This is a genomic window from Azospirillum thiophilum (assembly GCF_001305595.1).
In the GTDB taxonomy this organism is placed as follows: domain Bacteria; phylum Pseudomonadota; class Alphaproteobacteria; order Azospirillales; family Azospirillaceae; genus Azospirillum; species Azospirillum thiophilum.
The window spans coordinates 2,147,013-2,173,791 of the sequence record NZ_CP012401.1; the positions used below are offsets into that span (position 1 = coordinate 2,147,013).

General features: G+C 71.2%; 21 protein-coding genes. 13 read left to right on the forward strand and 8 right to left on the reverse strand.

What is annotated here, in order from left to right; genetic code table 11:
- Positions 1-40 precede the first annotated feature (40 nt).
- From AL072_RS10005 to AL072_RS10025, 5 genes are all read left to right on the forward strand, one after another.
- Positions 41-1,315, forward strand: coding sequence for an LL-diaminopimelate aminotransferase (locus tag AL072_RS10005; RefSeq protein ID WP_045580457.1), 1,275 nt, complete (start codon positions 41-43; stop codon positions 1,313-1,315).
- The gene (locus AL072_RS10010; RefSeq protein WP_045580456.1) at positions 1,315-2,619 is read left to right on the forward strand and encodes a homoserine dehydrogenase; all 1,305 of its coding nucleotides are present in this window, start codon (positions 1,315-1,317) and stop codon (positions 2,617-2,619) included. The genes AL072_RS10005 and AL072_RS10010 overlap by 1 nt, the downstream gene beginning before the upstream one ends.
- Positions 2,620-2,685: 66 nt before the next feature.
- Positions 2,686-3,687, forward strand: a complete 1,002-nt coding sequence (glpX, locus tag AL072_RS10015) for a class II fructose-bisphosphatase (RefSeq protein ID WP_245636644.1) — start codon at positions 2,686-2,688, stop codon at positions 3,685-3,687.
- 207 nt (positions 3,688-3,894) lie between these two features.
- A complete protein-coding gene (locus AL072_RS10020) occupies positions 3,895-4,107 on the forward strand; it encodes a DUF1127 domain-containing protein (RefSeq protein WP_052709873.1) in 213 nt (70 codons plus the stop codon).
- Positions 4,108-4,395: 288 nt separating this feature from the next.
- Complete coding sequence (locus tag AL072_RS10025; RefSeq protein ID WP_045580454.1) at positions 4,396-5,610, forward strand: hybrid sensor histidine kinase/response regulator; 1,215 nt, start codon at positions 4,396-4,398, stop codon at positions 5,608-5,610.
- 48 nt (positions 5,611-5,658) lie between these two features.
- Here AL072_RS10025 and AL072_RS10030 read toward each other — a convergent pair whose 3' ends face one another.
- Positions 5,659-5,997 (reverse strand): hypothetical protein, encoded by a 339-nt coding sequence (locus AL072_RS10030; RefSeq protein WP_045580453.1) that lies wholly within the window; start codon positions 5,995-5,997, stop codon positions 5,659-5,661.
- 127 nt (positions 5,998-6,124) lie between these two features.
- Between AL072_RS10030 and cutA the strand changes: the two genes are divergently transcribed.
- From cutA to AL072_RS10045, 3 genes are all read left to right on the forward strand, one after another.
- A complete protein-coding gene (gene cutA, locus AL072_RS10035; protein ID WP_045580452.1) occupies positions 6,125-6,481 on the forward strand; it encodes a divalent-cation tolerance protein CutA in 357 nt (118 codons plus the stop codon).
- A 185-nt stretch (positions 6,482-6,666) separates the two neighbouring features.
- A complete protein-coding gene (locus AL072_RS10040) occupies positions 6,667-7,911 on the forward strand; it encodes a molybdopterin molybdotransferase MoeA (RefSeq protein ID WP_045580451.1) in 1,245 nt (414 codons plus the stop codon).
- Entirely contained in the window at positions 7,908-8,807 is a 900-nt protein-coding gene (locus AL072_RS10045; RefSeq protein WP_045580450.1) for a LysR family transcriptional regulator, read from the forward strand. The genes AL072_RS10040 and AL072_RS10045 overlap by 4 nt, the downstream gene beginning before the upstream one ends.
- A 12-nt stretch (positions 8,808-8,819) precedes the next feature.
- On the opposite strand, the gene AL072_RS10050 is transcribed toward AL072_RS10045, so the two are convergent.
- Positions 8,820-10,202: a PepSY-associated TM helix domain-containing protein gene (locus AL072_RS10050; protein ID WP_045580449.1), complete on the reverse strand. Its 1,383-nt coding sequence runs from the start codon at positions 10,200-10,202 to the stop codon at positions 8,820-8,822.
- A gap of 52 nt (positions 10,203-10,254) precedes the next feature.
- Positions 10,255-10,680: a hypothetical protein gene (locus AL072_RS10055; protein ID WP_045580448.1), complete on the reverse strand. Its 426-nt coding sequence runs from the start codon at positions 10,678-10,680 to the stop codon at positions 10,255-10,257.
- Positions 10,681-10,845: 165 nt separating this feature from the next.
- On the opposite strand from AL072_RS10055, the gene AL072_RS10060 reads away from it, so the two are divergent.
- Entirely contained in the window at positions 10,846-16,062 is a 5,217-nt protein-coding gene (locus tag AL072_RS10060; protein ID WP_045580447.1) for an alpha-2-macroglobulin family protein, read from the forward strand.
- Positions 16,063-16,128: 66 nt separating this feature from the next.
- The gene (gene pbpC, locus AL072_RS10065) at positions 16,129-18,132 is read left to right on the forward strand and encodes a penicillin-binding protein 1C (RefSeq protein ID WP_082108798.1); all 2,004 of its coding nucleotides are present in this window, start codon (positions 16,129-16,131) and stop codon (positions 18,130-18,132) included.
- 15 nt (positions 18,133-18,147) lie between these two features.
- On the opposite strand, the gene AL072_RS33375 is transcribed toward pbpC, so the two are convergent.
- Positions 18,148-18,357 (reverse strand): hypothetical protein, encoded by a 210-nt coding sequence (locus AL072_RS33375; protein WP_082108797.1) that lies wholly within the window; start codon positions 18,355-18,357, stop codon positions 18,148-18,150.
- A gap of 181 nt (positions 18,358-18,538) precedes the next feature.
- On the opposite strand from AL072_RS33375, the gene AL072_RS34905 reads away from it, so the two are divergent.
- Together AL072_RS34905 and AL072_RS10075 are read left to right on the forward strand one after the other, a co-directional pair.
- Positions 18,539-18,973 (forward strand): hypothetical protein, encoded by a 435-nt coding sequence (locus tag AL072_RS34905; protein ID WP_158511058.1) that lies wholly within the window; start codon positions 18,539-18,541, stop codon positions 18,971-18,973.
- A 78-nt stretch (positions 18,974-19,051) separates the two neighbouring features.
- Positions 19,052-20,560 (forward strand): multicopper oxidase family protein, encoded by a 1,509-nt coding sequence (locus AL072_RS10075; protein WP_045580444.1) that lies wholly within the window; start codon positions 19,052-19,054, stop codon positions 20,558-20,560.
- An 18-nt stretch (positions 20,561-20,578) separates the two neighbouring features.
- Here the strand turns inward: AL072_RS10075 and AL072_RS10080 are convergent, their stop codons facing one another.
- From AL072_RS10080 to AL072_RS10095, 4 genes are all read right to left on the reverse strand, one after another.
- Positions 20,579-20,791 (reverse strand): SlyX family protein, encoded by a 213-nt coding sequence (locus AL072_RS10080; protein ID WP_045580443.1) that lies wholly within the window; start codon positions 20,789-20,791, stop codon positions 20,579-20,581.
- Between the two features lie 124 nt (positions 20,792-20,915).
- Positions 20,916-22,220: an Nramp family divalent metal transporter gene (locus tag AL072_RS10085; protein ID WP_052709872.1), complete on the reverse strand. Its 1,305-nt coding sequence runs from the start codon at positions 22,218-22,220 to the stop codon at positions 20,916-20,918.
- 203 nt (positions 22,221-22,423) lie between these two features.
- A complete protein-coding gene (locus AL072_RS10090; protein WP_045580442.1) occupies positions 22,424-24,649 on the reverse strand; it encodes a helicase-related protein in 2,226 nt (741 codons plus the stop codon).
- Positions 24,646-25,467 carry a TrmH family RNA methyltransferase gene (locus tag AL072_RS10095; RefSeq protein ID WP_045580441.1) on the reverse strand — a complete coding sequence of 274 codons (822 nt, stop codon included), beginning with the start codon at positions 25,465-25,467 and terminating at the stop codon, positions 24,646-24,648. Before AL072_RS10095 ends, AL072_RS10090 begins: the two co-directional genes overlap by 4 nt.
- A gap of 157 nt (positions 25,468-25,624) precedes the next feature.
- Here AL072_RS10095 and AL072_RS10100 point away from each other — a divergent pair, with 157 nt between their 5' ends.
- On the forward strand, positions 25,625-26,773 hold the full coding sequence (locus tag AL072_RS10100) for a patatin-like phospholipase family protein (protein WP_245636645.1): 1,149 nt from the start codon (positions 25,625-25,627) through the stop codon (positions 26,771-26,773).
- Positions 26,774-26,779: the final 6 nt, after the last annotated feature.

The window sequence follows — 26,779 nt, forward strand, 5'->3', positions numbered from 1 at the left end:
TGGGTTCGTGGCGTGACCGGAGCGGTCTTCCGGAGCGTCCATGTCCAACACCGAATTCCATCGCATCAAGCGCCTGCCGCCCTACGTCTTCGCCGAAGTCAACGCGATGAAGGCACGAGCTCGAGCTAATGGCGCCGACATCGTCGACCTCGGCATGGGCAATCCCGACCAGGCGACTCCCCAGCACATCGTCGACAAGCTGGTCGAGGCCGTGCGCGATCCGAAGACGCACCGCTACTCGAACTCCCGCGGCATCCCCGGCCTGCGCAAGGCCCATGCCGCCTATTACAAGCGCCGCTTCAACGTCGACGTCGATCCCGAGACCGAGTGCATCGTCACCATCGGCTCTAAGGAGGGGCTGGCCAACCTCGCCCAGGCGATCACCAGCCCGGGCGACATCATCCTGGTGCCGAATCCCAGCTATCCGATCCATCCCTTCGGCTTCATCCTGGCCGGCGCCTCGGTGCGCCATCTGCCGGTGGGCATGGAGAACGGCGCCTCGACCGACATCGACAGCTTCATGATGATGCTGGAGCGCGCGGTGCGCCACAGCGTGCCCAAGCCGCTGGCGCTGGTGCTGAACTACCCGTCCAACCCGACGGCCGAGGTGGTCGGGCTGGATTTCTACCGTCCTATCGTCGAGTTCTGCCGCAAGCACGGCATCTACATCCTGTCCGATCTGGCCTATGCCGAGATCTTCTTCGACGACCAGCCGCCGCCCTCGATCCTGGAGATCCCGGAAGCGCGCGAGATCGCGGTGGAATTCACCTCGATGTCGAAGACCTATTCGATGGCCGGCTGGCGCATCGGCTTCGCCACCGGCAACAAGACGCTGATCACCGCGCTGGCCCGCATCAAGTCGTACCTGGACTATGGCGCCTTCACGCCGATCCAGGTCGCCGCCGCCGCCGCGCTGAACGGTCCGCAGGACTGCGTGCTGCAGGTGCGCGAGATGTACAAGCAGCGCCGCGACGTGATGATCGAGGGGCTGGCCGCCGCCGGCTGGGAGGTTCCCAGCCCGACGGCGTCGATGTTCGCCTGGGCGCCGATCCCGCCGCAGTTCGCCCATCTGGGCTCGCTGGAATTCTCCAAGCTGCTGCTGCAGCAGGCGGAGGTGGCGGTGGCCCCCGGCATCGGCTTCGGCGAGTATGGCGATGGCCATGTCCGTCTGGCGATGGTGGAGAATGTCCACCGCATCCGCCAGGCGACCCGCAACATCAAGGAGTTCTTCCGCTCCAACGCCGGCGGCGTCGCGGCGAGCAAGGACCCTGCGGCCCGCGCCGCCCTTCTGGATTCCGAGAAAGCGAAAGCCTGATGCCGAACGCCCAGCAAGCCCCCCTGAAAATCGCCGTCGCCGGCCTCGGTACGGTCGGCGCCGGCGTCCTGAAGCTGCTGGACGCCCAAGCTTCGTTGATCGAACAGCGCTGCGGCCGCCGCATCGAGGTGGTCGCGGTCAGCGCCCGGTCCCGGGGCAAGGACCGCGGCGTCGATTTGTCGCGGGTGCAGTGGTTCGACGATCCGGTCGCCCTGGCGGCGGAAAGCGGCGCCGATCTGGTGGTCGAACTGATCGGCGGGTCGGAAGGCCCGGCGCGCGACACCGTCGCCACCGCCATCGAGACCGGCAAGCATGTCGTCACCGCCAACAAGGCGCTGCTGGCCGTCCATGGCACCGAGATCGCCCGCAAGGCCGAAGCCAAAGGCCTGACCGTCGCCTTCGAGGCGGCGGTGGCCGGCGGCATCCCGATCATCAAGGGACTGCGCGAGGGGCTGGCCGCCAATGCGGTGTCGGAGATCCACGGCATCCTCAACGGCACCTGCAACTACATCCTGACCGAGATGCGCACCACCGGCCGCGATTTCGCGGACGTGCTGGCCGACGCGCAGGCTCTGGGATATGCCGAAGCGGATCCGAGCTTCGACATCGACGGGGTGGACGCGGCGCACAAGCTGGCGATCCTGGCCTCGGTAGCCTTCGGCACCCCGGTCGATTTCCCGTCCGTCTATATCGAGGGCATCCGGCAGGTGTCGGCGGTCGATTTCGACTATGCCGACCAGCTGGGCTTCCGCATCAAGCTGCTGGGCATCGCCCGGCGCACCGCCGCCGGCGTCGAGCAGCGCGTGCATCCCTGCATGGTGCCGAAGACCGCCCCCATCGCGTCGGTCGACGGCGTGTTCAACGCCGTGGTGGCGCAGGCCGACTTCGCCGACCGCGTGCTGTTCGTCGGCCGCGGCGCCGGTGCCGGCCCGACCGCGTCGGCGGTGGTCGCCGACCTGATCGACATCGCCCGCGGGCGCTCTACTCCGACCTTCGGCGTCCCGGCCGACCGGCTGGGCGCGGCGTCGCCGTCGCCGATGGAGGCGCGCCGTGGGTCTTACTACGTCCGCCTGATGGTGGTGGACCGCCCCGGTGTGATAGCGGATATCGCGGCGGCGATGCGCGACCAGGACGTCTCCATGGAGCAGTTCCTGCAGCGCGGCCGGTCGCCGGACGCCGGCGTTCCGGTGGTCCTCACCACCCACGACACCGACGAGGCGGCCATGCAGCGCGCGCTTGCGACCATCGCGGCCAGCGACAGCGTGCTGGAGCCGCCGCGGATGATCCGGATCGAACAGTTCTGACCTGGACCCTTTCCCACCTAAACCAATGACTGCCTGATACGACCGAAGAGTCGGGGGGAGCACAAGATGTCTACGCCGTCTACGCATGTCGACCTGTCCCACATGGACCGCAACCTCGCCCTGGAGGCCGTCCGCGTGACCGAGGCCGCCGCCCTGTCGGCCTCGCTGCTGATGGGCCGCGGCGACGAGAAGCTGGCCGACCAGGCCGCGGTCGACGCCATGCGCCAGGCGCTCAACACGCTCTACATCGACGGCACCGTCGTGATCGGCGAGGGTGAGCGCGACGAGGCCCCGATGCTCTACATCGGCGAGAAGGTCGGCGCCGGCATCGGCTCCGGCCCGAAGGTCGACATCGCGCTCGATCCGCTGGAAGGCACCACCATCTGCGCCACCGGCGGCCCGAACTCGCTGGCCGTCATCGCCATGGCGGAGGAGGGCGGCTTCCTGAACGCCCCCGACGTCTACATGGACAAGATCGCCGTCGGCGCCGGCCTGCCGGACAATGTCGTCGACCTGGACGAGACCCCGGCCAACAACCTGAAGGCGCTGGCCGCGGCCAAGGGCACCGACGTCGAGGAACTGCTGGTCTGCATCCTGAACCGTCCGCGCCATGCCGAGCTGATCGCCCGCGTCCGCGAAGCCGGCGCCCGCATCATGCTGATCAATGACGGCGACGTGTCGGGCGTCATCGCCACCAGCCAGGCCGGCACCGGCGTCGACATGTATGTCGGCTCGGGCGGTGCGCCGGAAGGCGTGCTGGCCGCGGCGGCGCTGCGCTGCATCGGCGGCCAGTTCCAGGGCCGTCTGCTGTTCCGCAACGACGACGAGAAGGCCCGCGCCGCCAAGTGGGGCGTCACCGACCTCGACAAGAAGTACAGCCTGCACGAACTGGCGCGCGGCAACGTCATGTTCGCCGCCACCGGCGTCACCGACGGCGCCATGTTGAAGGGCGTCCGCCGCTTCCCCGGCGGCGCCTACACCCATTCGGTGATCATGCGCTCCAAGTCGGGTACCGTCCGTTACATCGAGGCACACCACAACCTGTCGCGCAAGGTCAGCGTGAAGTAAGCAATCCGGCCGGCACCGCCGGACGGAAGGGCGCGCGGGGGGAGACCTCCGCGCGCTTTTTCTATGCCCGCGTTGATTTGACTACGAAGCATCCATCGAATCCGTGCAGGGCTGCCGCCGACGGGCCGCAGGATGCGGATCATTGATTTCGCGGCTGCAAAAGGCAAAATAGGGCCATGTAATCGATCCGGGAAACAGGAGATCAACATGGCCTACTCTTCGATGCACTCGACGTCCGGCGAATTGTTCGGTGTTGGAACCAAGGATGTTACCTTCTTTCAGCGTGTTGTTCATTGGGCCCGTGAGCGGATTGAACTTCGCCGCGCGGAAAGTGAGCTGAACCATATGTCCGATGTCGAACTGTCCGATATCGGTCTGACCAGGGGCGAGATCCACAACGCGGTCCGTCGCGGCGTCTGATGGGGCGTCTGACCGGTGCCCTGTCGAAAGGTTTGCCCACGATTTCTGCCGCCCCGCACCATTCGAGCACCGAATGCGGAGAGCCCCGGACCCGAACCGGGGCTTTCGCATATGTGCAGGCATTGACCTTTTCTTCATGGACCCTGCCCATGCGGCACATATGCATGGGAAGGGTTGCGCGGTGCAGCATGGGTATGGTTAATGAAGTTTAATATTAACCCCGGTTCTGTTTGAAAATGGAAACGGGGCGCCTTCGGGAACCCCATCCTCCGTGAGAGCCGTGGTCACATGAGTCTCATTCATCGCCTTCAGTCGCTGGAAGCGGAGCGCGATGCCGCCCGGGAGGAAGCCGAGCGGGCCAACCTCGCGAAGTCGAAGTTCCTTGCCGCCGCCAGCCACGATCTCCGCCAGCCCTTGCAGGCCCTGTTCTTCCTGTCCGCCGCCCTGGCCCGCCATGTCGGCGACCATAGCGGGCGCGACCTGCTGTCCCGGCTCGACCAGGGGCTGGACACCATGAAGGGGCTGCTCGACGGGTTGCTGGAGGTGTCGCGGCTGGAGGCCGGGGTGGTGACGCCGGTGCTGGACACTTTCGCGGTCAGCGAGATCACCGATGCGCTCGACGCCGCCTATGGCAAGCAGGCCACCGAAAAGGGCCTGGTCTGGCGGGTGGAGGGCTGCGACGGCATGCTGCGCAGCGACCGCGGCCTGCTGATGCAGCTGCTGTGCAATCTGGTCGACAACGCGCTGCGCTACACCGATGCGGGCGTCATCCGCATCCGCTGCCGGGTGGATGTCGGCGGCGGGCCGGAGGCCGGCCAGTTGGCGATCGAGGTGCAGGACACCGGCATCGGCATTCCGCCCGAACATCTCGACCGCATCTTCGAGGAGTTCCATCAGGTCGGCAACCCGGAACGCGACCGGCTGCGCGGGTTGGGGCTGGGGCTGGCCATCGTGCGGCGGCTGTCGCAGCTGCTCGACCATCCGGTCCAGGTGCGGTCGGTGCAGGGTCGGGGCTCCGCCTTCCGCGTGCTGGTGCCGCTGGCGGCCGCCCGCTTCCTCGCGGCGGGGACCGGCGGGGCCGAGCGGCAGCCCGGCATCGACCGGCCGCGGCTGGCGGTGCTGGTCGATGACGACGCGGTGGTCCTGCTGGGCTTGCAGACGGTGCTGACCGAATGGGGATTCCGGGTCGTGGCCGCCGACGGCACCGACCGGGCGATGGACCGGCTGGCCGCGCTGGGGCGGGCGCCCGACCTCGTGATCGCCGATTACCGGCTGCGCGAGGGACGTGTCGGCACGGAAGTGATCCGGCGCGTGCGCGAGCGCTACGGGGCGGCGGTTCCCGCCCTGATCCTGACCGGGGAGACCGGGATCGACACGTTGGCCGACGCCTCGGCCCATGGCGTCCCGGTTTTGCACAAGCCGGTGACGCCGCGCCAGCTCCAGGCCGAAGTCGATCGCCAGTTGCGTGACGCCAGCGAAGACACAATCCAGGCGGCGCAGTAGGCTTGGCGCAGTAGGCTCTGGCGGCTCGGCAGACCGCCCTTTCTCAGTTCAGATCAGCGCGCCCTGGCGCGCGTCGTGGCGGGACTCGTCCATCTCCTCCGCCGCGTCGCCGGTAGAGGCGGCATCGGTGCGGCCATCGCCCTCAAGCGCGGCACGGCCGCCCTCGGTCAGGCGGCAGACCAGCCAATCGGGCTTCAGCGGGTTGTCGAACCAGCGCTCGGCCCAGCCGGCCTTCAGGCAGGCCTCGACCGTCGCCTTCTTGACGCGCTGGCCGCGCTCGTCGAACAGCGGGAGCTTGCCGCCCGGCTGGTCCAGCCCGCGCCGCAGCCATGCCCCCTGGGCGTCGGACGGAGTGCTGCGGGAGGGGGAACGGCGGGACTTGGCCATGAACGGACGACTCTTGCGGATGCGGGATCGGACTGGGGCTTGCCCGCCCCGGCGGGGGCTGTGGCAAAGTGCGGGCATCCTACGCGAAAGCGTCCAAGGGTGCATCGAATAAGGAGGCGGCTTTCCCATGTCCGACACCATTCCCGACACCGCGGCCGACACTGGGGCCGACCATCCGGTCTTCGCCTATATCACCGCCGGCTCCAAGGAGGAGGCGCTGCGCATCGGCCGCATCCTGGTCGATGAGCGGCTGGCCGCCTGCGCCAATGTGCTGGACGGCATGACCTCGGTCTATCGCTGGAACGGCGCGGTGGAGCAGGCGGAGGAGGCGGTGCTGATCGCCAAGACCCGCGCCGGCCTGTTCGACCGGCTGACCGGACGGGTGCGCGACCTCCACAGCTACGACACGCCCTGCGTGGTGGAACTGGCGGTCGGCCGCGGCAACCCGGCCTATCTGGACTGGCTGCGGGCCGAAACCGCGTGAGGGACGTCAGGGGCGGGGGGCGGGATATGAAAAGCCTGCAACAGTCCCTTGACGCCGATCAACGCCGCGCGCTGCTGTTCGGGTGTAGACAAACCAACGGCCGGCCGCCGTAATATCCATACCGAACCAGCGACCCATTCGGAAACAGCGACTTGGCCGAACCCTCGGATAAGGATAGTGAGATCATGGACGATTGCTCCGCACACGGCCCCACCCCCCTGTCGCTCGACGAGGCGGTCGGCCGTGTCGTCCAGGGCTATGGTGCGGTGACCGGGACGGAGGGGGTGCCGCTGCGCCGGGCGCTCGGCCGGGTGCTGGCGGAACAGGTGACGGCGCCGGTCAACGTGCCGCCGGCCGACGTCTCGGCGATGGACGGCTGGGCCTTCGCTGCGGAGGCCGGCGGCGATGCCGGCTTCCGGCGGCTCGAGGTCGTCGGGCGGGTGCCGGCCGGCTCGGTCTTCGACGGCGTGGTCGGGCCGGGGCAGGCGGTGCGCATCTTCACCGGCGCGCCGGTCCCCAAAGGGGTCGACAGCGTGGCGATGCAGGAGGATTGCCGGGCCGAGGATGGCGGCGTGCTGGTGCCGGCCGGGCTGAAACGCGGCGCCAACCTGCGCTCGGCGGGCGAGGACATGACGGCCGGCTCGGTCGTGCTGCATCCCGGCCAGCGGCTGCGCGCGCAGGAGGTGGGGCTGGCCGCCGCGGTCGGCCGCGCCGCCCTGACGGTGCGCAAGCGGCTGAGCGTGGTGCTGTTTTCCACCGGCGACGAGCTGCGCGAGCCGGGGACGCCGAAGCCCGACCATGCCATCTACGACGCCAACCGCTACACGCTGGCGGCCCAGCTCGACGCGCTGGGGGTCGATGTGCGGGATCTCGGCATCCTGCCCGACCGGCCCGACGCCACCCGCGCCGCGCTGGCCGAGGCGGCCGGCACCGCCGACCTGATCGTGACCAGCGGCGGCGTGTCGGTCGGCGAGGAGGACCATGTCAAGGCGGCGGTCAACGCGCTGGGCTCCATCGATCTGTGGACGCTGGCGATCAAGCCCGGCAAGCCGCTGGCGCTGGGCCGGGTCGGCGACACGCCCTTCCTGGGGCTGCCCGGCAACCCGGTGTCGGCGATGGTGACCTTCCTGCTGGTCGGAAGGCCGCTGGTGCTGCGGCTGTCGGGTGCGGAGAGCATCGCCACGCCGCGCAGCCTGGTGGTCGCCGGCTTCTCCTTCACCAAGAAGCCGGGCCGCCGCGAGTTCCTGCGCGCCCGGCTGGAGCGTGGCGAGGATGGCCGCCCGGTGGCGATCAAGTTCCCCAGCAACAGCTCCGGCGTGCTGACCTCGATGGTCGAGGCCGACGGGCTGGTCGACATGCCGGCGGAGGCGACCGCGGTGAACCCTGGCGATCTGGTGGATTTCCTGCCCTTCACCGGCCTGTTCGCGTGACGCTGGAGCAGCTGCGCATCTTCGCCGCGGTGGCCGACGCGCTGCACTTCACCCGGGCGGCGGAGACGCTGCACCTGTCGCAGCCGGCGGTCAGCGCCGCCGTCGCCGCGCTGGAGGCCGAGCATGGGCTGCGCCTGTTCGACCGCATCGGCCGGCGGGTCGAGCTGACCGCCGCCGGCCACCTGCTCCGGCGCGAGGCCCGCGCCATCCTGGCGAAGGTGGAGGAGGCCGGGACGATGCTGGCCGAGCTGTCGGGCCTGTCGCGCGGCACCCTGCGGCTGGCGGCGAGCCAGACGGTCGGCAACCACTGGCTGCCGCCGCGCCTGCTGCGCTTCGCCGAGACCCATCCCGGCATCCGCATCGACCTGTCGATCGGCAACACCGGACAGGTGGCCGAGGCGGTGCGCGACGGCAGCGCCGAGCTGGGCATCGCCGAGGGGGCGGTGTCCGACCCGGCGCTGGTGAGCGAGCCGATCGCCGGCGACCGGCTGAGGCTGGTGGTGGGCGGCCGGCATCCCTGGGCCGGGCTGGGCCGGGTCGGGGTGAAGGATATGGCGGCCGGGCGCTGGATCCTGCGCGAATCCGGGTCCGGCACCCGCGCGCTGTTCGAGGCGGCGGTGCGCGCCGCCGGGCTTGATCCGGGTGGGTTGGACGTGGCGATGACGCTGCCGGGCGGCGGGGTGATCCGCGCCGCGCTGCTGGCCGGGCTGGGGGCCAGCGTGCTGTCCGACCTGATCGTCGCCGAGGATCTGGCGGCCGGACGCATCGTCGCGCTGGAAGGGCTGGAGCTGCCGGCCCGGCCCTTCCATCTGGTCCGCCACCGCGACCGTTACCGCAGCATCGCCGAACGGGCGTTCGTGAGGCTGGCGGTGGAAGCGGCCCCGGCCTCTTCCTGACGGGACGGCGGCCTACGCGGTGCGTAGCGTGCGCATGCCGAAGGCGACGGCCTCGACGACGGCGAAGGCGAGCATCGAAATCCCCACCATCGGGAAGAACAGGCCGGCGGCGACCGCGATGGCGACCAGCCCCCACGGCGCCACCGCGCCGGCCGGAAGGCGCGGCGCGCCCAGGCTGCCGGCCGGGCGACGCTTCCACCACATCGTCAGCCCCGACACCACCAGCCCGACCATCGCCACCAGCGAGGCGAGCAGGACCAGCTGGTTCGCCAGCCCGAAAGCCTGGCCCATATGGATGCTGACCCCCCATTCGGCCAGCCTGCCGAACAGGCCCAGATCCTTCAGCTGCATGTCGAACAGCACCTTGCCGGAATACTGGTCGAGATGGACCACCCGCTCCCTGGTGATGTCGTCGGGATAGACCGACGCGGTGAAGACGCCGTCCGGCTTGCCCGGAACGACGACGGCGTAGCCCGGCGCCATCCCCAGCCCGTCCAGCGTCCGCACCACCTCGTCGAGCGTCGCCGGAACCCCGGCGGCAGTCGTGGAGAGCGGCGTCGGCTGGTTCTCGACGATCCAGGGCGCGCGGTCGACGGTGTCCTTCAGCGGCACGGTGGAGACCGGATATTTGTCCCAATAGCCGTCCGGCATGCCCATGCCGACCGCATAGGCGACGTTGTAGAAGGTCTTGCCCCAATAGCCCGACCAGGGCAGGCCGGTCATCGCCAGGAAGACGATGAAGACGCTGACGAAGATGCCGGTGACGGCATGCAGGTCGCGCCAGAACAGGCGGCTTCCCGGCCGGCCGCGCACGGTGACGACTCCGCCCGTTTGGGGGCCGCCCGCTTGGGAGCCGCCCCGATTGCGCGGCCACCACAGATAGATGCCCGACGCGGTCATCAGCACCATCCAGCCGGCGACCCCCTCGACGATGCGTTCGGCGAACCAGCCTGCGTATTTCAGGCTGTGCAGCTTGCGCACCACATACATCGACGGCGATCCGGCGGCGCCGCCGTCCCACAGGCTGCCCAGCACCCGGCCGCTGTAGGGATCGACATAGACCGTGTCCTTGAGGCCGTCGGCGCCGACGATCTGCACCCCGGCGGCCCGGTCGGGCGCCTCGGGCGGGGCATAGCCCTTGAGCGTGCCCGGATGGGCGTCCAGGGCCTTCGCCACCAGGGCGGACGGCGCAAGCCGCTCGGTGCCTTGCGGGGCGACGATGCGCAGGTCGCGGTGCAGCCGGTCGTTGATCTCGTCCTTGAACAGATAGATGGCGCCGGTGACGGCGAGCAGGATGACGATGGGCGCGCAGATCAGCCCGGCGAAGAAGTGCCAGCGCCACAGCGCACGGTAAAGGGCGGAGCCGATCGCTCCGCCTTGCGTAATTCTGGTCATCAGGTGAATCCATTCGGTCGTCGTGAGACGGATCGCCCGGCAGGCGGGCGGTTCAGTGCCTACGGATGCGACCGGATGGCGGGGCCTGGGACTGGAAGGGCTTCCGGTCCTTCGGCCGGTGGATTTCGTCGGGCTTCGGCAGGCCCGGGGGCAGCAGGAGCCCTGCCGGCAGGACGAGCGTTTGCAAGGCCGGCAGCAGGGCGATGTACTGGCCGAGCCAGTTGCAGGGCAGGTGAAGGGGGGCTAGCTGCTGCTTGTCGGTGTCCTGATCCGCCGGCAGACGGCCGTCCGCCAGGGGAAGGCCGTCCCGGTCCGCCGGCAGATAGACGAGCTCGCTGCCGGTGCAGATCGCGACATAGCCGTCACGGTCGGCGGCGCCCGCGGCGGGTGCGGCAAGGCGCAGGAACAGGCTGAGGGTCAGTGCGAGCGCAAGCGCCAGCCCCCAGTGTTCCTGAAACCTGCGGCAATGGGCCAGCATCGGGTCGTGATCGTCGCGCAGCCTCGAATGTCGGATCGTTAACCGATCCATCCCGGGCGGACAAGCCTCGCCATGGCCGAACGGAGCATCGGCGGTTCGCCATATCGCCAGCACCCGATTATCGGCGCTATAAACGGAACGTCCCGTTTCCGGTGGTAAGGCGATATGATGGCTCGGCTTTTGACGCTGCTCTGGGTCCTGGTGGTGATGGCCGTGGCGGCCGGTCCGGTGCGGGCCGACTACACACCGCCGGGGGCGCTGTCCGACGCAACCGCCTACGCCAACGGCCTGCTGCTGAAATCGCCGCCGCAGCCCAAGCCCCAGGTCATCGCCGACCTGCTGAAGCAGGCGCGCGCCGCCCGCGACCGCAAGGACATGGCCGGAGCGATCCAGAATTACGAGAAGGCGGTCACCCAGGGCGGCGGCTCGCCCTCGCTGTGGCTGGAGCTGAGCGCCACCTGGATGGCAGCATCCCCGCCCAACCGCGACCGCGCGTTGCAGAGCGCGGTGATTGCCGGCCAGTTCAACCCGAAGGACGAGGAGCGCGTCGCCATCCTCTGGCGCCTCGCCACCCTGATGGACGAGGCGTTCGGCAAGCCGGACGAGGCGGTGAAGGCGCTGGCCGCGATCCGCGAGCTGGCGCCGAAGCTGGAGGCGGCGACGCTCGACACCCAGGCGCCCAAGCTGGAGGAGCGCTATGCCGCCATGCGCCGCAAGGCCGGGCTGGCGCTGACCGCCGTCAACGTCAACCCGGAGGGCAGCAGCCCGCGCGCCTGCTTCCAGTTCTCCGCCCCGCTGAGCAACAGGCAGGGCGTGCGCTTCGACGATTACGTCCGGGTCGAGCCGCCGACCAAGATCGCCATCGAGGTGCGCGGGAACAACCTCTGCCTGCGCGGCGTCAGCCACGGCAACGGCTACACCGTCACCCTGCGCCAGGGCCTGCCCGGCGAGGACGGGGTGGCGCTGAAGGCCGACGAGACCCAGCGGCTGCGGGTGCCCGACCGGCCATCGATGGCGGCCTTCCGCGGTTCCGCCTACATCCTGCCGCGCACCGGCAGCGACGGCATCCCGGTGGTCAGCGTCAACACCGACCGGCTCGACGTGGCGGTCTACCGCATCGCCGACCGGGCGTTGGTGTCGAACAAGTATGAGGGCAGCATCTTCAGCGAGCTGACCGGCTATTCCGCCGAGCGGCTGGCCGAGGAGAATGGCGAGCAGGTGTGGAAAGGCTCGCTGGACGTCAAGGGCGAGCGCAACCGCGACGTCACCGCCGCGATCCCCTTCAGGCAGGCGGTGGGCGACGATCCCAAGCCCGGCCTCTATGTCGTCACCGCCCGCCCGCAAGACCTCGAGGAGGCCGACCGCTGGGAGGCGCTGGCGACCCAGTGGGTGCTGCTGTCCGACATCGGGCTGACCAGCTTCCGCGGCGCCGACGGGCTGACCGTCTTCGCCCGCTCCTTCGGCAGCGCCAAGCCGCTGCCGGGGGTCGAGGTGGCGCTGGTCGCCCGCAACAATTCCGAGCTGGCCCGCGTCAAGACCGACGAGTTCGGCCGCGCCCGCTTCGCGCCCGGCCTGCTGAAGACCGGCGGCAACGCGCCCGAGATGGCGATGGCCTATCTCGGCACCGATTTCGCCATGCAGGATCTGACCGGCGCCGCCTTCGACCTCAGCGACCGCGGGGTCGGCGGGCGCCCGGCGCCGGGGCCGATGGACGCCTTCGTCTATGCCGACCGCGGCGTCTACCGCCAGGGCGAGACGGTCAACCTGTCGATCCTGCTGCGCGATGACAAGACCGAGGCGGTGGAGGATTTCCCGCTGACGGTGAAGGTGATGCGCCCCAGCGGCACCGAATATTACAGCGGCGCGCTGAAGGGCCGCGAGGCCGGCGGCTTCTTCCTGCCGCTGACCCTGACCCGCACCGCGCCGCTTGGCGGCTGGGAGGTGCTGGTCTACAGCGATCCCAAGGGCGAGCCGATCGGCCGCGGCGAGTTCCAGGTCGAGGATTTCGTGCCGGTCAAGCTGGCGCTCGAGCTGACGGCCGGCGCGCCGATCCTGGTGCCGGGCCAGCCCTTCGAGGTGACGGCGCAGGGCCGCTTTCTCTACGGCCCGCCTGCCGCCGGGCTGGACGGCACCGCCGAGGTGGCGCTGAAGACCGACCCGATGCCCTATCCGGCCTTCAAGGACTATCGCTTCGGCCGGGTGCAGGACAATCCGACCGAGCGGCTCGATCCGCTGGAATTCCCGACCACCGACGACAAGGGCGTGTCGCACATCGCCGTGACCCTGCCCGAGGTGCCCGACACCAGCAAGCCGCTGCGCGCCGACATCCGCGTCACCCTGTCCGAGCCGGGCGGGCGTCCGGTCCGCAAGTCGGTGTCGGTGCCGGTGCGGCCGAAGACCCATGCGCTCGGCCTGCGCCCGCACTTCTCGGACGGACGCATCGGCGAGGGGAGCGAGGCCGCCTTCGATCTGGTCGCCGTGGCGCCGGACGGCAGCGCCATCGCCAAGCCCGGCATCAGGTGGGAACTGGTCGAGGAGCGGGTCTCCTTCGTCTGGTATCGACGCGACGGCCGCTACAGCTACAGCGCCACGGTGCGCGACGTGCCGCTGGCCTCGGGCAGCGTCGATGTCGGGGCCGACAAGCCGGCGGAGGTCGCGCTCGGCAAGCGCGAGTTCGGCCGCTACCGGCTGGAGGTGACGGATAGGGCGGCGGGGGTCGCCAGCTCCTACCGCTTCCATTCCGGCTGGGCGAGCGGCGACGACACGGCCAGCATCCCCGACAAGCTGGAGGTCTCGACCGACCGGCAATCCTACAAGCCGGGCGAGACCGCCCGCATCCGCGTGGCGCCGCCCTTTGCCGGCGAGCTGCTGGTGACGGTGGCGACCGACCGCATCTTCGACGTGCGCACCCTGTCGGTCCCGGCCGGCGGCACCAGGGTCGAGATCCCGGTGGATGCCGCCTGGGGGCCGGGCGCCTACGTCACCGCCACCGCCTACCGCCCGCCGGTCAAGGGGCGGGAGCGCCAGCCGGTGCGGGCGATGGGCGTCGCCTGGGTCGGCATCGACCCGTCGGTGCGCACGCTCGACGTGGCGCTCGATGCGCCGCAGGTGCTGCGCCCGCGCAGCCGGCTGGAGGTCGGCGTCAAGGTGGCCGCCGCCGGCGGCGGCACCCTGGAGGACACCTATGTCACGCTGGCCGCGGTCGACGAGGGCATCCTGCGGCTGACCGACTTCGCCAGCCCGCAGCCGGAGAAGCATTATTTCGGCAAGCGCCGGCTGGGGCTGGACATCCGCGACGATTACGGCCGGCTGATCGACCCGCTCGACGGCCCCTATGGCGCCATGCGCCAGGGCGGCGATTCCAGCGGGGCCGGCCTGCCGGTGGTGCCCTTCACCGTGGTCTCGCTGTTCCAGGGGCCGGTCAAGGTCGGGGCCGACGGCACCGCCCGCATCGGCTTCGACGTGCCCGACTTCAACGGCGAGCTGCGGTTGATGGCGGTGGCCTACAGCCGCGGCCGGGTCGGCTCGGCGGCGGGGCCGGTGACGGTGCGCGATCCGCTGGTCGCCGACGCCATCTTCCCGCGCTTCCTCGCCCCCGGCGACGACAGCCGGGTGACGCTGTCGCTGCACAATGTCGAGGCGGCGGCCGGCACCTACGACGTCGCCGTGACCGCGCAGGACGCGGTGTCGGTTGAGGGCGGCACCCTGTCGGTGCCGCTGGCCAAGGGCGAGCGCAAGACCCTGGTGGTGCCGCTGAAGGGCGTCGCCGCCGGCATCGGCCATGTCGCCGTGTCGGTCAAGGGGCCGGAGAACCTGGCGCTGAACCACGAGTACGGCATCACCGTCCGTCCGGCCCGCGCGGTGGAGACGCAGTTCGTCACCCGCCAGATCGCGCCGGGCGACAGCGTCCGCTTCGACGGCGCCGACCTCGCCGCCTATCTGCCGGGGACCACCAGCTGGTCGGCCAGCTTCACCACCGCGCCGCCCTTCGACGTCGGCGGTATCCTGCGGGCGCTCGACCGCTATCCGTTCGGCTGCCTGGAGCAGACGGTCAGCCGCGCGTGGCCGCTGCTGTCGGTGCGCGACGTGGAACTGGCGCTGGGCCGGGACCGCAAGCCCGACGACGGGCTGGAGCTGCGGGTCCAGCAGGCGATCTCGCGCACGATGGACAAGCAGCGTTTCGACGGCGCCTTCGGGCTGTGGGGCGCGCATGACGAGGCCGACGGCTGGCTCAGCGCCTACGCCACCGAGTTCCTGGTGCGCGCCAAGCAGAAGGGCGAGGCGGTGCCGGACAAGCCGCTGGCCGACGCGCTGTCCTGGCTGCGCCAGCGCGCCATCTCCAGCGCGTCCGATCCGGCGGAGCTGGCGGTGCGCGCCTATGCCCTGCACACGCTGGCGCTGGCCGGGGTGTCGCTGCCGGGGCCGGCGCGCTACCTGCACGACACCGCGCTGGAGAAGCTGCCGACCCCGCTGGCCAAGGGGCAGCTCGGCGCCGCGCTTGCCCGCATGGGCGACCAGGAGCGGGCGGCCAGCGCCTTCGACAGCGCGGTCGCCCATCTGGCGCGCGAGGACTGGCACGTCGATTACGGCTCCACCGTCCGCGACGCCGCGGCTCTGGTGGTGCTGATGACCGAGGTCGACATGGCGGGCAACCGCATCCCGGCCCTGATCGACCGGCTGCCGGCCTCGGCCACCGCCGCCAACCGCACCAACACCCAGGAGAAGGCATGGTCGGTGCTGGCCGCCGACGCGCTGCTGCGCGGCGCGCCGGCCAAGGTCGAGGTGACGCTGGGCGGCACCCGGCGCGACGGGTCGCGGGTCGACCTGACCCCGACGCTCGCCCAGCTGAAGGCCGGCATTCCGGTCGCCAATGCGGGCAAGGCGGCGGTGTGGCAGGCGGTGTCGCTGTCCGGCGTGCCGGTGGCGCCGCAGCCGGCGGCGCGCGAGGGGCTGCGCATCAAGCGCAACTTCTTCACCCGCAAGGGCGAGGTGCTGAACCTCGACACCATCAGGCAGAACGACGTGTTCGTCGTCGTGCTGGAGGGCGAGGCCAACACCAAGCTGTTCCATCAGGGCATCGTGACCCACGCGCTGCCGGCCGGCTGGGAGATCGAGAACGCGAAGCTGGGCGGCGGCACCCCGGAGGAGATGCAGTGGCTGGGCGACCTCAGCTACACCCGGACCAGCGAGGCGCGCGACGACCGCTATGTCGCCGCGGTCGACCTGACCGAGGAGCAGCAGAGCTTCAAGCTGGCCTTCCTGGTCCGCGCCATCACCCCCGGCACCTACGAGCTGCCGGGAGCGACCATGGAGGACATGTACAAGCCGCGCTTCTTCGCCCGCCAGACCACCGGGCGGATCACGGTCCATCCGGCGGAGTGACGATTGGGGCGGAGGTGGCTGAAACGGGCGGGACTAGCTACGGCGGGTCTCGCCCTGGTGGGCGGGATGGCGCTGGCGCTCGACCGGCTGTTCCCGCCGCCGCTCGACCGGCTGGCCGACCTGTCGGTGAGCGTCACCGACCGCAAGGGCCAGCCGCTGCGCGTCTTCACCAATGGCGCGGGGGCGTGGCGGCTGCCGGCGACGGTGGACGAGGTGTCGCCGCTGTTCGTCGAGCTGCTGCTGGCCTATGAGGACCGTCGGTTCGAGAGCCATGCCGGCGTCGATCCGCTGGCGGTGCTGCGGGCCGCCGCGCAGAATATCGGCGCCGGCCGGGTGGTGTCCGGCGCCTCGACCATTACCATGCAGGTCGCCCGCCTGCTGGAGCCGCGGCCGCGCACCCTGGGCGCCAAGCTGGTCGAGGCGCTGCGGGCGGCGCAGCTGGAATGGCGCTACGGCAAGCGCGACATCCTCGGCATGTATCTGACGCTGGCGCCCTATGGCGGCAACATCGAGGGGATCCGCGCCGCCTCGCTAATGCTGCTGGGCAAGCCGCCGATCGAGCTTGACGCGGCGGAGGCGGCGCTGCTGGTGTCGCTGCCGCAATCGCCGTCGCGCCTGCGTCCCGACCGCTATCCGGAGCGGGCGCGGGCGGCGCGCGACAAGGTGCTGGACCGGGTGGCGGAGGCCGGCGCGCTGCCGCCCAAGGCGGTGGCCGAGGCGAAGACCGAGCCGGTGCCGGTGGCGCGGCTGGCCCAGCCGGCCTCGGCCCCGCATCTGGCCGACCGGCTGCGCCATGCCCATCCCGGCCAAGCGGTGATCGCCAGCACCATCGACGGCTCCTTGCAGCAGGCGGTGGAGGCGCTGGCCCGGCGGACGGCGGAGACCCTGAACCCGCGGGCCGGGCTGGCGGTGCTGGTGGTCGACAACCGCGACCGCTCGGTGCTGGCCTATCTCGGCAGTCCCGACGCGCTGGACGAGACCCGGCAGGGGCCGATCGACATGGTGCGGGCGGTGCGCTCGCCGGGGTCGGCGCTGAAGCCCTTCATCTACGGGCTCGGCTTCGACGACGGCATCATCCATCCGCTGACCCAGATCGCCGACGTGTCGACCCGCTTCGGCGACTGGGCGCCGCGCAACTTCGACCGCAGCTTCACCGGCGACCTGACGGTGATCGAGGCGCTGCAACGCTCGCTGAACGTGCCGGCGGTGCTGGTGCTCGACCGCGTCGGGCCGCTGCGCTTCTCCGAGGCGCTGCGGCGGGCCGGCGCCCGGCTGGTGCTGCCGCGCGGCACCCTGCTGCCGGGGCTGCCGGTGGCGCTGGGCGGGGCGTCGGTCAGCCTGTGGGACATGACGATGCTCTACAGCGGGCTGGCGCGTGACGGGCTGGTGGCGCCGTTGCGTGCGGTGGCCGGGGATGGCGGGGAGGAGCGCCGGCTGCTGTCCGCCAGCGCGGCGCAGCAGGTGCGGGCGATCCTGGAAGGGTCGCCGCCGCCGCCAGGGTTGGTTCAGGTCCAGGAACTGCGCGGCGGCGGGCCGGTGGCGTTGAAGACCGGCACCAGCTACGGCTTCCGCGACGCCTGGGCCTTCGGCGTCACCGGGCGCTACACGGTGGGTGTCTGGGTCGGCAGGCCGGACGGCACGCCCAGCCCCGACCATTACGGTCGTAACACCGCGGCGCCGCTGCTGTTCGAGCTGTTCGACCGGCTGCCCGCCGACCGTGGCCGGCCCGCCGGCCCGATCCGCAACGAGACGCCGCCGGAATTGCTGCGGCGGCTGCGGCCGGGCGAGGTCGAGTTGGCCGGGCCGCGCCAGACCGACCGGCTGCGCCTGACCTTCCCGGTCAGCGACATGGTGCTGGAGGCGCTGGGGCCGGACGGCAAGGGCGAGCCGATGACCCTCGCGGCCAGCGGCGGGCGGCGCCCGCTGTCCTGGCTGATCGACGGGCGGCGGATCGCCCAGTCGGCCATCGCGCGCGAGGTGGTTTGGCGTCCCGACGGACCGGGGGTGGTGCGCGTCACCGTCCTGGACTCCGACGGCCGCAGCGACAGCGCGACCGTCGAGATACGGTAAGGGAAAGGGAAGGGGTTAAGACGCGCGGCGGCGGCCGAACGGGGTGTCCTCGCGCTGGCTCCATGCCCGCGTGCGCACCCGCATCTGCTTCTGGCAATCCACCGAGCAATAGAGCGGCGCCGGTCCCCGCATCGACGGGCGGACGAAGGGACGGCCGCAGCAGGCGCAATGCAGCTGGCGGGTCGCGGTGTGCGGGGGGTGGGCGTGACGGCTTGCGGCGGACATGACGTAGGGTTCTGCTGGTTTCGATTGAGCGCCAATATAGGGGCGGACTGTTTCAGTTCCATGTTCGGGGAAACGCCTAGGACCGAATGGGTAGCTGCCCTGTGCGACGGTTGGAGCCGGTTGACCGGACTGGACGAAGGGCCTATTTGGAAAGACTGGTGAACCGGCAGGAGCCTTGCAGGTGCCGTTGCGCTTTGCCGACCGGATGCGGGGACTGAGGATCGGCATCGGGGCCCCGGCCCTGCCGCCGGGCCTGATTCTGTGCCTGATTCTGGGCCTGTGTCTCGGCTTTGTGCTGTGGTCCGGCACCGCGTCCGCCGCCTGTCCGCATGGGGAGCCGGGCGCCGCGGTTTCGGCGCCAACCGATGCGCCGCCCGCCGATGCGCTGCACGGCCTGTCCGCTCCTTCGCATGGCCGGCATGCTCAGGACAAGCATCACAAGGCGTTGCCGTCCTGCTGCACCGGGATGGCCTGCGCCGCCATGCATGCCGGGTTGCCGGCAGGCGGGGCGGCGGTGCCGGTGCGGCCGGCGGGGGCGTCGCTGCCCTGGGCGGTGGTGCTGCTGGGCGAGGGGCTGGGCCTGCGACCGGACCCGCCGCCGCCGCGACTGGGGTGAGGCATCAGCCGCCGGCCTCGTGACGGGGCCGGGCGGCGTCCGAACCTGTCCAAACCAGTCGATTTTCCGGGGTCCATCATGACTCTCTCGCTTTCGCGCCGCCGTCTGCTGTCGACGGCGGTTGCCGGCGGCTGTGCCGCCCTGCTTTCCGCCCTTCCCCGATCCGTCCTGGCCGCCGCTCCAGTTGCGGGCGAGCCGGTCCGGCTGACCGTCGACCGCCGCACGCTTGAGGTGAACGGCAAGCCGGCAAGCGTGTTCGGCATCCGCCGGCCCGACGGTGCACCGGGCCTGTTCCTCGATCCGGGGGAGCGCTTCCTGGTCGATCTCGCCAACCGGGCCGGGGAGGACACCGTCATCCACTGGCACGGCCAGACCCCGCCCTATGCCCAGGACGGCGTCGCCGACATGAACCGGCCGGCGATCCGCGACGGTGCGTCGGCCGGCTACGACTTCGCGCCGCGCCCCGGCACCCACTGGATGCACTCGCACCACGGCTTGCAGGAACAGTTGCTGATGGCCGCCCCGCTGGTGGTGCGGACGGAGGAGGACCGCCGCGCCGACGAGCAGGAGGTGACGATCCTGCTGCACGACTTCAGCTTCCGCGACCCGGCCGACCTGCTGGCGTCGCTGACCGGATCGGCCGGCGGCATGGCGCATGGCGGCCATGGCGGCATGGACCATGGCAAGATGGAGCATGGACAGATGGGCCACGGCGCGATGAACCATGGCGCGATGCCGGGCAAGGCGGACGGCATGGCTGGCGGCATGGCGATGGACCTGAACGACGTCGAGTACGACGCCTATCTCGCCAACGACCGGACCCTCGGCGATCCGGAGGTGGTGCGGGTCGAACGCGGCGGGCGGGTGCGGTTGCGGGTGATCAACGGCGCCACCTCCACCGCCTTCCACCTCGACCTCGGGCGGCTGGAGGGGCAGGTCGTGGCGGTGGACGGCAACCCGGTGCAGCCGGTGGCGGGCAGCCGCTTCGGCATCAGCATGGGGCAGCGGCTCGACATCCGCCTGACCCTGCCGGCCGGCGGCGGCGCATTCCCCATCCTGGCATTGCGCGAGGGGGCGGTGGAGCGCACCGGCCTTATCCTCGCCACCCCCGGCGCCGCGGTGGAGCGGGTGGCGGAGCGGGGGGAGGCCGCGACCGGCGCGCTCGACCTGTCGCTGGAAGGGCAGCTGGCCGCGGTCGCGCCGCCGTCAACCCGCAAGGCCGATCTGGTCCAGCGGGTGAGGCTGACCGGAGGGATGGCGCCCTATGTCTGGAGCCTGGACGACCGGACCTTCGGCATGCACCGGTCGGTGCTGGTGAGGTCCGGCCAGCGGGTGGAGCTGACCTTCGAGAACGCCTCGATGATGGCGCACCCGATGCACCTGCACGGCCATCATTTCCAGGTGGTGGCGATCGACGGCCGGCCGGTGGCGGGCGCCGTGCGCGACACCGTGCTGGTGCCGATGATGGCGAGCGTGACCGTCGCCTTCGACGCCGACAATCCCGGCCGCTGGCCGCTGCACTGCCACAACCTGCTGCACATGGCGACGGGGATGATGACCGAGCTGGTCTATGACGGGTTCGCCTGAGGCGGCGGGCCGTCCCCGTCAATAATGGGGCGGCGGGCGGTCATCCTGGGGGGAGGCGATGGCGTATTCCGTCGCCTCCAGCCGGTCGCCCATCCGGCGGATCTGGGCGGTCAGCCGGTCGATGATCCGGCCCTGGGCGAAGAGAACCTCCGACATCTCCTCCGCCATGCGCTCATGGTGGGCGAGGCGGCTTTCGAGGTCGGCCAGACGCTGTTGGAGGGCGGGATCCATTGGGGCACCGGGAATAAGGGGGCAGGGGGCGGGAAAGGGCGGCAAGATGGACCATTCCCCGGCCCGGGTCGAGCGGCCTTTCCCGCCCACCCTTCCGCCCGTCCCCCCATCCACCCACCTCGGGTCAGACCATCGCGCTGGCCCCGGCCAGCCAGCCCGACAGGCAGGTCAGCGCCAGGACGGTCAGGCCGGCCAGCCGCAGGGTCAGCGGCGCCATCGCCAGCCCGCCCATGACCTTGCGATTGCGCAGCAACAGCAGCATCGGGATCAGGATGAAGGGCAGGGTCAGTGCCAGCACCACCTGACTCAGCACCAGCAGCCCGTCGACCGCGCCGTCACCGGAGGCGCCCAGCACCGCCAGTGCCGGCACCAGCGAGGCGCTGCGGGTGATCAGCGCCCGGGTGATCGGGCGCAGCCGCAGGTTCAGGAAGCCCTCCGTCACCATCTGGCCGGCCATGGTGCCGGTGGTGGTGGAGCTCTGGCCGGCGGCCAGCAGGGCGATGGCGAAGAGCAGGGCGGCCACCCCGCCGATGCTGCCCGCCAGCAGGGCATGGGCATCCTCGATGCCGGGGGCGGCACCCGCTGCGACCCCCTGGAAGGCAACCGCGGCGACCGCCAGGATCGCGCCGTTGACCAGACCGGCCAGCGCCAGCGCGCTCGACAGGTCGATGGTCAGCCAGCGGGCGGCCTGCCGGCGCTCCGCCTCCGTCCTGATCCCGGCCAGCCGCTCCCGCACCAGACCGGAATGCAGGAACAGGTTGTGCGGCATGACGGTGGCGCCGATGATGCCCAGCGACAGGTACAGCATTTCCGGATTGCGGGCCATCTCGATGCTTGGCACCAGACCGGCCAGCAGGGCGGCCGGGTCGGGCCGGGCGACCGCCAGCTCCCAGGCGAAGCAGACCACGACAACGCTCATCAGCGCGCCGACCACCAACTCCGGGGCGCGGCCGCGGGCGCCCGGCAGGGCCAGGATGCCGAAGGTCAGCACGGCGGAGATCACCACGCCCGCCATGATCGGGATGCCGAACAGCAGCTTCAGCGCGATGGCGCTGCCCAGCAGCTCGGCCAGATCGGTGGCGACCATCGCCAATTCCGACACCGCCCACACCGTCATCGCCACCGGTCGAGGGAAGCGGTTGCGGATCAGCCGGGCCAGATCGGTGCCGGTCGCCAGCGTCAGCCGTACGATCAGCCCTTGCAGGAAGATGCCGGCCAGACTGGCGATCAGCACCGCCGACAGCAGCGCGAAACCGAAGCTGGAGCCCGCCGCGATGTCGGTCGCCCAGTTGCCGGGGTCCATGTAGCCGACCGCGACGACGAAGCCGGGGCCGAGCATGGTCCAGAAGCGCCGCCCCCGCAGCGGAGCGGCTGGACGGACGCTGTCGGGGATGGAGGTGGCGGCGATGGTGGGGAATGCGGTCTTCACGCCGGTTGCTCCTGAACGGTCCCGATCCCGGCCATGGGCTTGGCTGGTGATACGAGAATGGCAGGCCCTTTCGATAGCGTCCAATCGGCAAATTCAAAGGTTGCGATAGGGGTAGGCTATCGATGGGTGGGCTTGCCGGAAGAGGGTCCGTTCAGAACAGCGGAGGAGACGGTTCGTTCGCAGTGCAGCAAACGATTGGTGGATCAGCGCCGGCGCGGGCCGAAGCGTTTGCGCGGCGCACCGCGGAAGCCGGCGGCGGGCGGCGGTTCGCGGCGGCGGGCGCGGGAGGCGAGGGCTTCCGACAGGCGTTGGCCGATGCCGTCGCGCACCGCGCGCACCCGGTCGCGGTCGGGCAGGGCGGCGGGGAACTTGCGCGACGCCCAGAAATAGAGATCGCAGGCGCGCGATGCCGCTTCCAGCACCTCGGCGGCCAGCCCGTCGAGCCGCGCCGGGACCAGCCGGCCGAGCGGCAGCGCCTCCCCCGCCTCCACCGCGTCGAGGATGGCGGCGAAAATCTTCGCGTCCTCCGGCTCCTCCAGGTCGGCGGGGGCGAGCAGCAGCTCCAGCTTGGCGGCGAGATCGAGTCGGCGGGCGTCCAGCATCGGTGCGGCGCGGCGCAGCGCCGACAGGTCGGCCAGCCGGAAGGGGGAGCCGGCGGTCGCAGCACTGGCGAAGCATTCCACCAGCAACCGGGCCTCGGCGCTGTCGATGTGGGCGGCGAGCCGGGCCAGCATGGCGCGGGTCGGGCGGACGGGCAGCGGCGCGTCGGCGTGCAGCCGGCGGTCGGACGCCTCCAGCAGGCGTTTCAGCCCGGCCGGGGTGCCGCGGGCGATGACGCCGAAATGCCCCTCCTCGAACTGGCCAAAGCGGCCGGCGCGGCCGGCGATCTGCTTCACCTCGGTCGCGGTCAGCGGACGGACGGCGCTGCCGTCGAACTTCTCCAGCGCGGTGAACAGCACGCGGCGGCAGGGCAGGTTCAGCCCCATGCCGATGGCGTCGGTCGCCACCACCACGTCGGCCTCGCCCGACAGGAAACGCGCCGCCTCGCGCCGCCGCACCGCCGGGGCCAGCGCGCCGTAGATGGCGGCGACCGACAGCCCCTGCGCCAGGAGGGTGTCGCGGACGCTGTGGACCTCGCGGCGGGAAAAGGCGATCAGCGCGTCGCCGCGCTCCACCTCCGGCCAGTCGAGCCGGCGGTCGAGCATCGACAGCGGGGTCTTGCGCTCCAGCTCCACCACCTCCAGCGGCTCGCCGAGATGGGCTGCCGCGCGCTCGACCAGCGGGCGGACTTCGGGCGCGCCCAGGATATAGACGGTCTCGGCCGGGACGCCCATCAGGGCGGCGGTCCAGGCCCAGCCGCGCGCCGGGTCGGCCAGCATCTGGATCTCGTCGATCACCGCCACCTCGACCGGCCGGTCGGGATCCATGATCTCGATGGTGGAGGCGGTGTGACGGGCCCCGGGGGTGCGGATCTCCTCCTCGCCGGTGACGAGGGTGGCGGGGGTGCCCTCGGCGTTCAGCCGCTCCATCACCTCCAGCGCCAGCAGGCGCAGCGGTGCCAGATAGACGCCGTCGCGCGCCTCGCGCAGTGCGGTGATGGCGCGGTGGGTCTTGCCGGAATTGGTCGGGCCGATCACCAGCACCAGCCGGCGGTTCATGCCGCGCGCCACCGGGAACAGCCGCTCGAAGCGGGAGAAGTCGAAATGGCGGTCGACATAGGCGCGGCCGCGCGCCTCCGCCCGCTCGCGCCGCCACTGGTCGTACTCGCGGTCCCAGCGCTCCAGCAGTTCGTCGGCGTCGCTGCGGTTGCGGGCGGCCTTGCCCAGCCGTTCGGCGAGGCTGGCGAAGCCCCAGTCCGGACCGTCGCCGGCCCGCCCGGCCAGATCGCGCAGGCGGGCGGCGACGCGGGACAGCGCATCGTCCAGCGCCGTGCGCAGCGCCGGGTCATGGTCGAGCCGGGCGGCAAGCTCGGTGTCGGTCAGGTCGGACAGCTCCAACGCGTCGAAGGTCCGCGTGATCTGGAGCCGCACCGCAGGCGACAGGCCGGGCCAGGGCAGATCGTCGACGCGCACGGCGCGCACGCGGGTCCGGTCCTCGCAGGACAGCAGCGCGGTGTGGCCGCCGGCCAGCGCGCGGCGCCCCTGGGCCAGCAGGGCGTCGCGGCGGTTGGCACGGTCGACGCGGCCGGAGAGTTCCAGCAGGATGGCCTGCCGCCGTTCCGCCGGGACCAGCAGGTCGCGCTTGCCCTTGGGCAGCGGCAGGCCGAGCGGCACCAGCCCGCGCGCCTCGGCGTCGCTCATCCGCAGGATGCCGGCGGCCCCCAGCGTTGTCACCTCCGGATGGGCGACGGCGAGGTCGTGGACCAGATGCGGGTCCATCGGCTGGCCCGGCTCCAGGTCGGGGGGCAGGGAGGACGTCTCGTCGGTCATGCGGGGTCCAGTGCGGCTTGGCCGGAGGCGATGTGGTGCAGCACGATGCCGCTGGTGGTCGCCACGTTGAGGGAATCGAAACCGCCGGCCATCGGGATGCGCACGCTGCGGGCGCGGGCCAGCAAGGCCGGCGGCAGGCCCGGCCCCTCCGACCCGAACAGCAGGGCGGCGCGGCGCGGCGGGGTCAGGGCGGCCAGCGTCTCGGAGCCGGCGGGGCTGAGCGCCACCGCCTCGAAGCCGAAGCGGTCGAGCAGGGCGAGCGGATCCTCGCCCTCCGCCAGCCGGGCGGTCGGCACCAGCAGCGTCGCCCCGACCGACACCCTGATCGCCTTGCGGTAGAGCGGGTCGCAGCAGCCGGCATCGAGGATCACCGCATCGGCGCCGAAGGCGGCGGCGTTGCGGAAGATGCCGCCCATGTTGTCGTGATTGCCGATGCCGAACAGCAGCGCCACGCGCGCCACGGGTCCACAGGACTCCAGCAGGCCGGCGGCGGTCGGGATCGCGGTCTTCTCGCCCAGCGCCAGGATGCCGCGGTGCAGCGGGAAGCCGGCGATGCGGTCGAGCACCGGCTGGGATGCGGTATAGACCGGGGTGTCGGGCGGCAACTGCGCCAGCATCGGCCCCAGTGCCTCGACGCGCTTGCCGGCCAGCAGCAGCGAGCGGGCGCGGTAGCGGGTGGAGACGACGAGGCTGCGCACCACCACCGCCCCCTCGGCGATGAACAGCCCGTCGCGGCCGACGAGGTCGCGTTCACGCACGTCGCGGTACGGCTCGATTCGCGGGTCGTCGGGGTCGTCGATGGGGATGATCTGCGGCAAGGCGGACGGCTCGGCTTTTGGACCTGCGCCTGTGTAGTGCATATGGGCGCGGCTTTCCAACGGCGCGAGCCTTTTCCTGCCCGGTGGGTGGGCCGGCCGATGGGCATAGCCCCCTTGCGGGAGTCTCAGGCCCCGCTCATGTTGCGATGCAGCAAACATGTTCAAGGACGTGCCGACCATGACCATGATCCGCAGGCTATGGAACCGGGTGTGCCGCAGGCGCGAGCTCATTCGGCGCGAGGAGCCGCTGGAGATGCTGGAGCTGCCGGCGCCCGAACCGCTGCTGGCCCTGCCGCCGCCGCGCCCGACGCTGGCGCTGGCGTTGCAGGGCGGCGGAGCGCATGGCGCCTTCACCTGGGGCGTGCTCGACCGGCTGCTGGAGGAGGATATCCGGCTGGTCGGGGTCAGCGGCGCCAGCGCCGGGGCGATGAACGCGGTGATGCTGGCGCAGGGCTGGGCAAGAGGCCGGATAGGGGGCGGCCCGGGGGGATCATGCGAGGGAGCACGCGAGGGCGCGCGGGCAGAGCTGGCGAATTTCTGGGAGCGGGTGAGCGCCGCCGGCCGGCTCGGGCCGATCCGGCCGAGCCTGGCCGACCGGCTCCTCGGGCGCTGGAACGTCGACCATGCGCCGGGATCGCATCTGGTGGACTGGGCGCGGCGCTGGATCACCCCCTATCAGACGCAATCCGCCGGCTTCCATCCGCTGCGCGGCCTGCTGGCCGAACTGGTCGAGCCGGAGCTGATCCGGCAGGCCGGGCTGCGGCTGTTCGTCAGCGCCACCAATGTGCAGACCGGGGCGCTGCGGCTGTTCGACGAGGAGGAGGTCGGGGTCGACCAGCTGCTGGCCTCCGCCTGCCTGCCGCATCTGTTCCGTGCGGTGCGGATCGACGGGCAGGACTATTGGGACGGCGGCTATCTCGCCAACCCGCCGCTGTCGCCGCTGGCGGAGGCCTGTCCCGGCGCCGACCTGCTGGTTGTGGCGATCAACCCGCTGACCTGCCCGGTCACGCCGGAGGATCCGGCCGGCATCGCCGCCCGGCTGAACCAGATCACCTTCAACGCCGCCCTGCTGCAGGAGATGCGCAGCCTGTCCGCCCGCGGCGGCGGCAACGGCGGCCCGCGCCTGCACCTGATCGATGCGGATGAGCATCTGCAGGATCTGGGCCTCTATTCCAAGCTGATGACCGACTGGTCCTTCCTGAACTGGCTGCGCGATGCCGGCCGCGAGGCGGCGGGGCACTGGGTGGCCGACAACCTGCCGGCGGTCGGGAAGGAAAGCTCCGCCCGGTCGCCTGCGCTGGTGTGAGGCCCG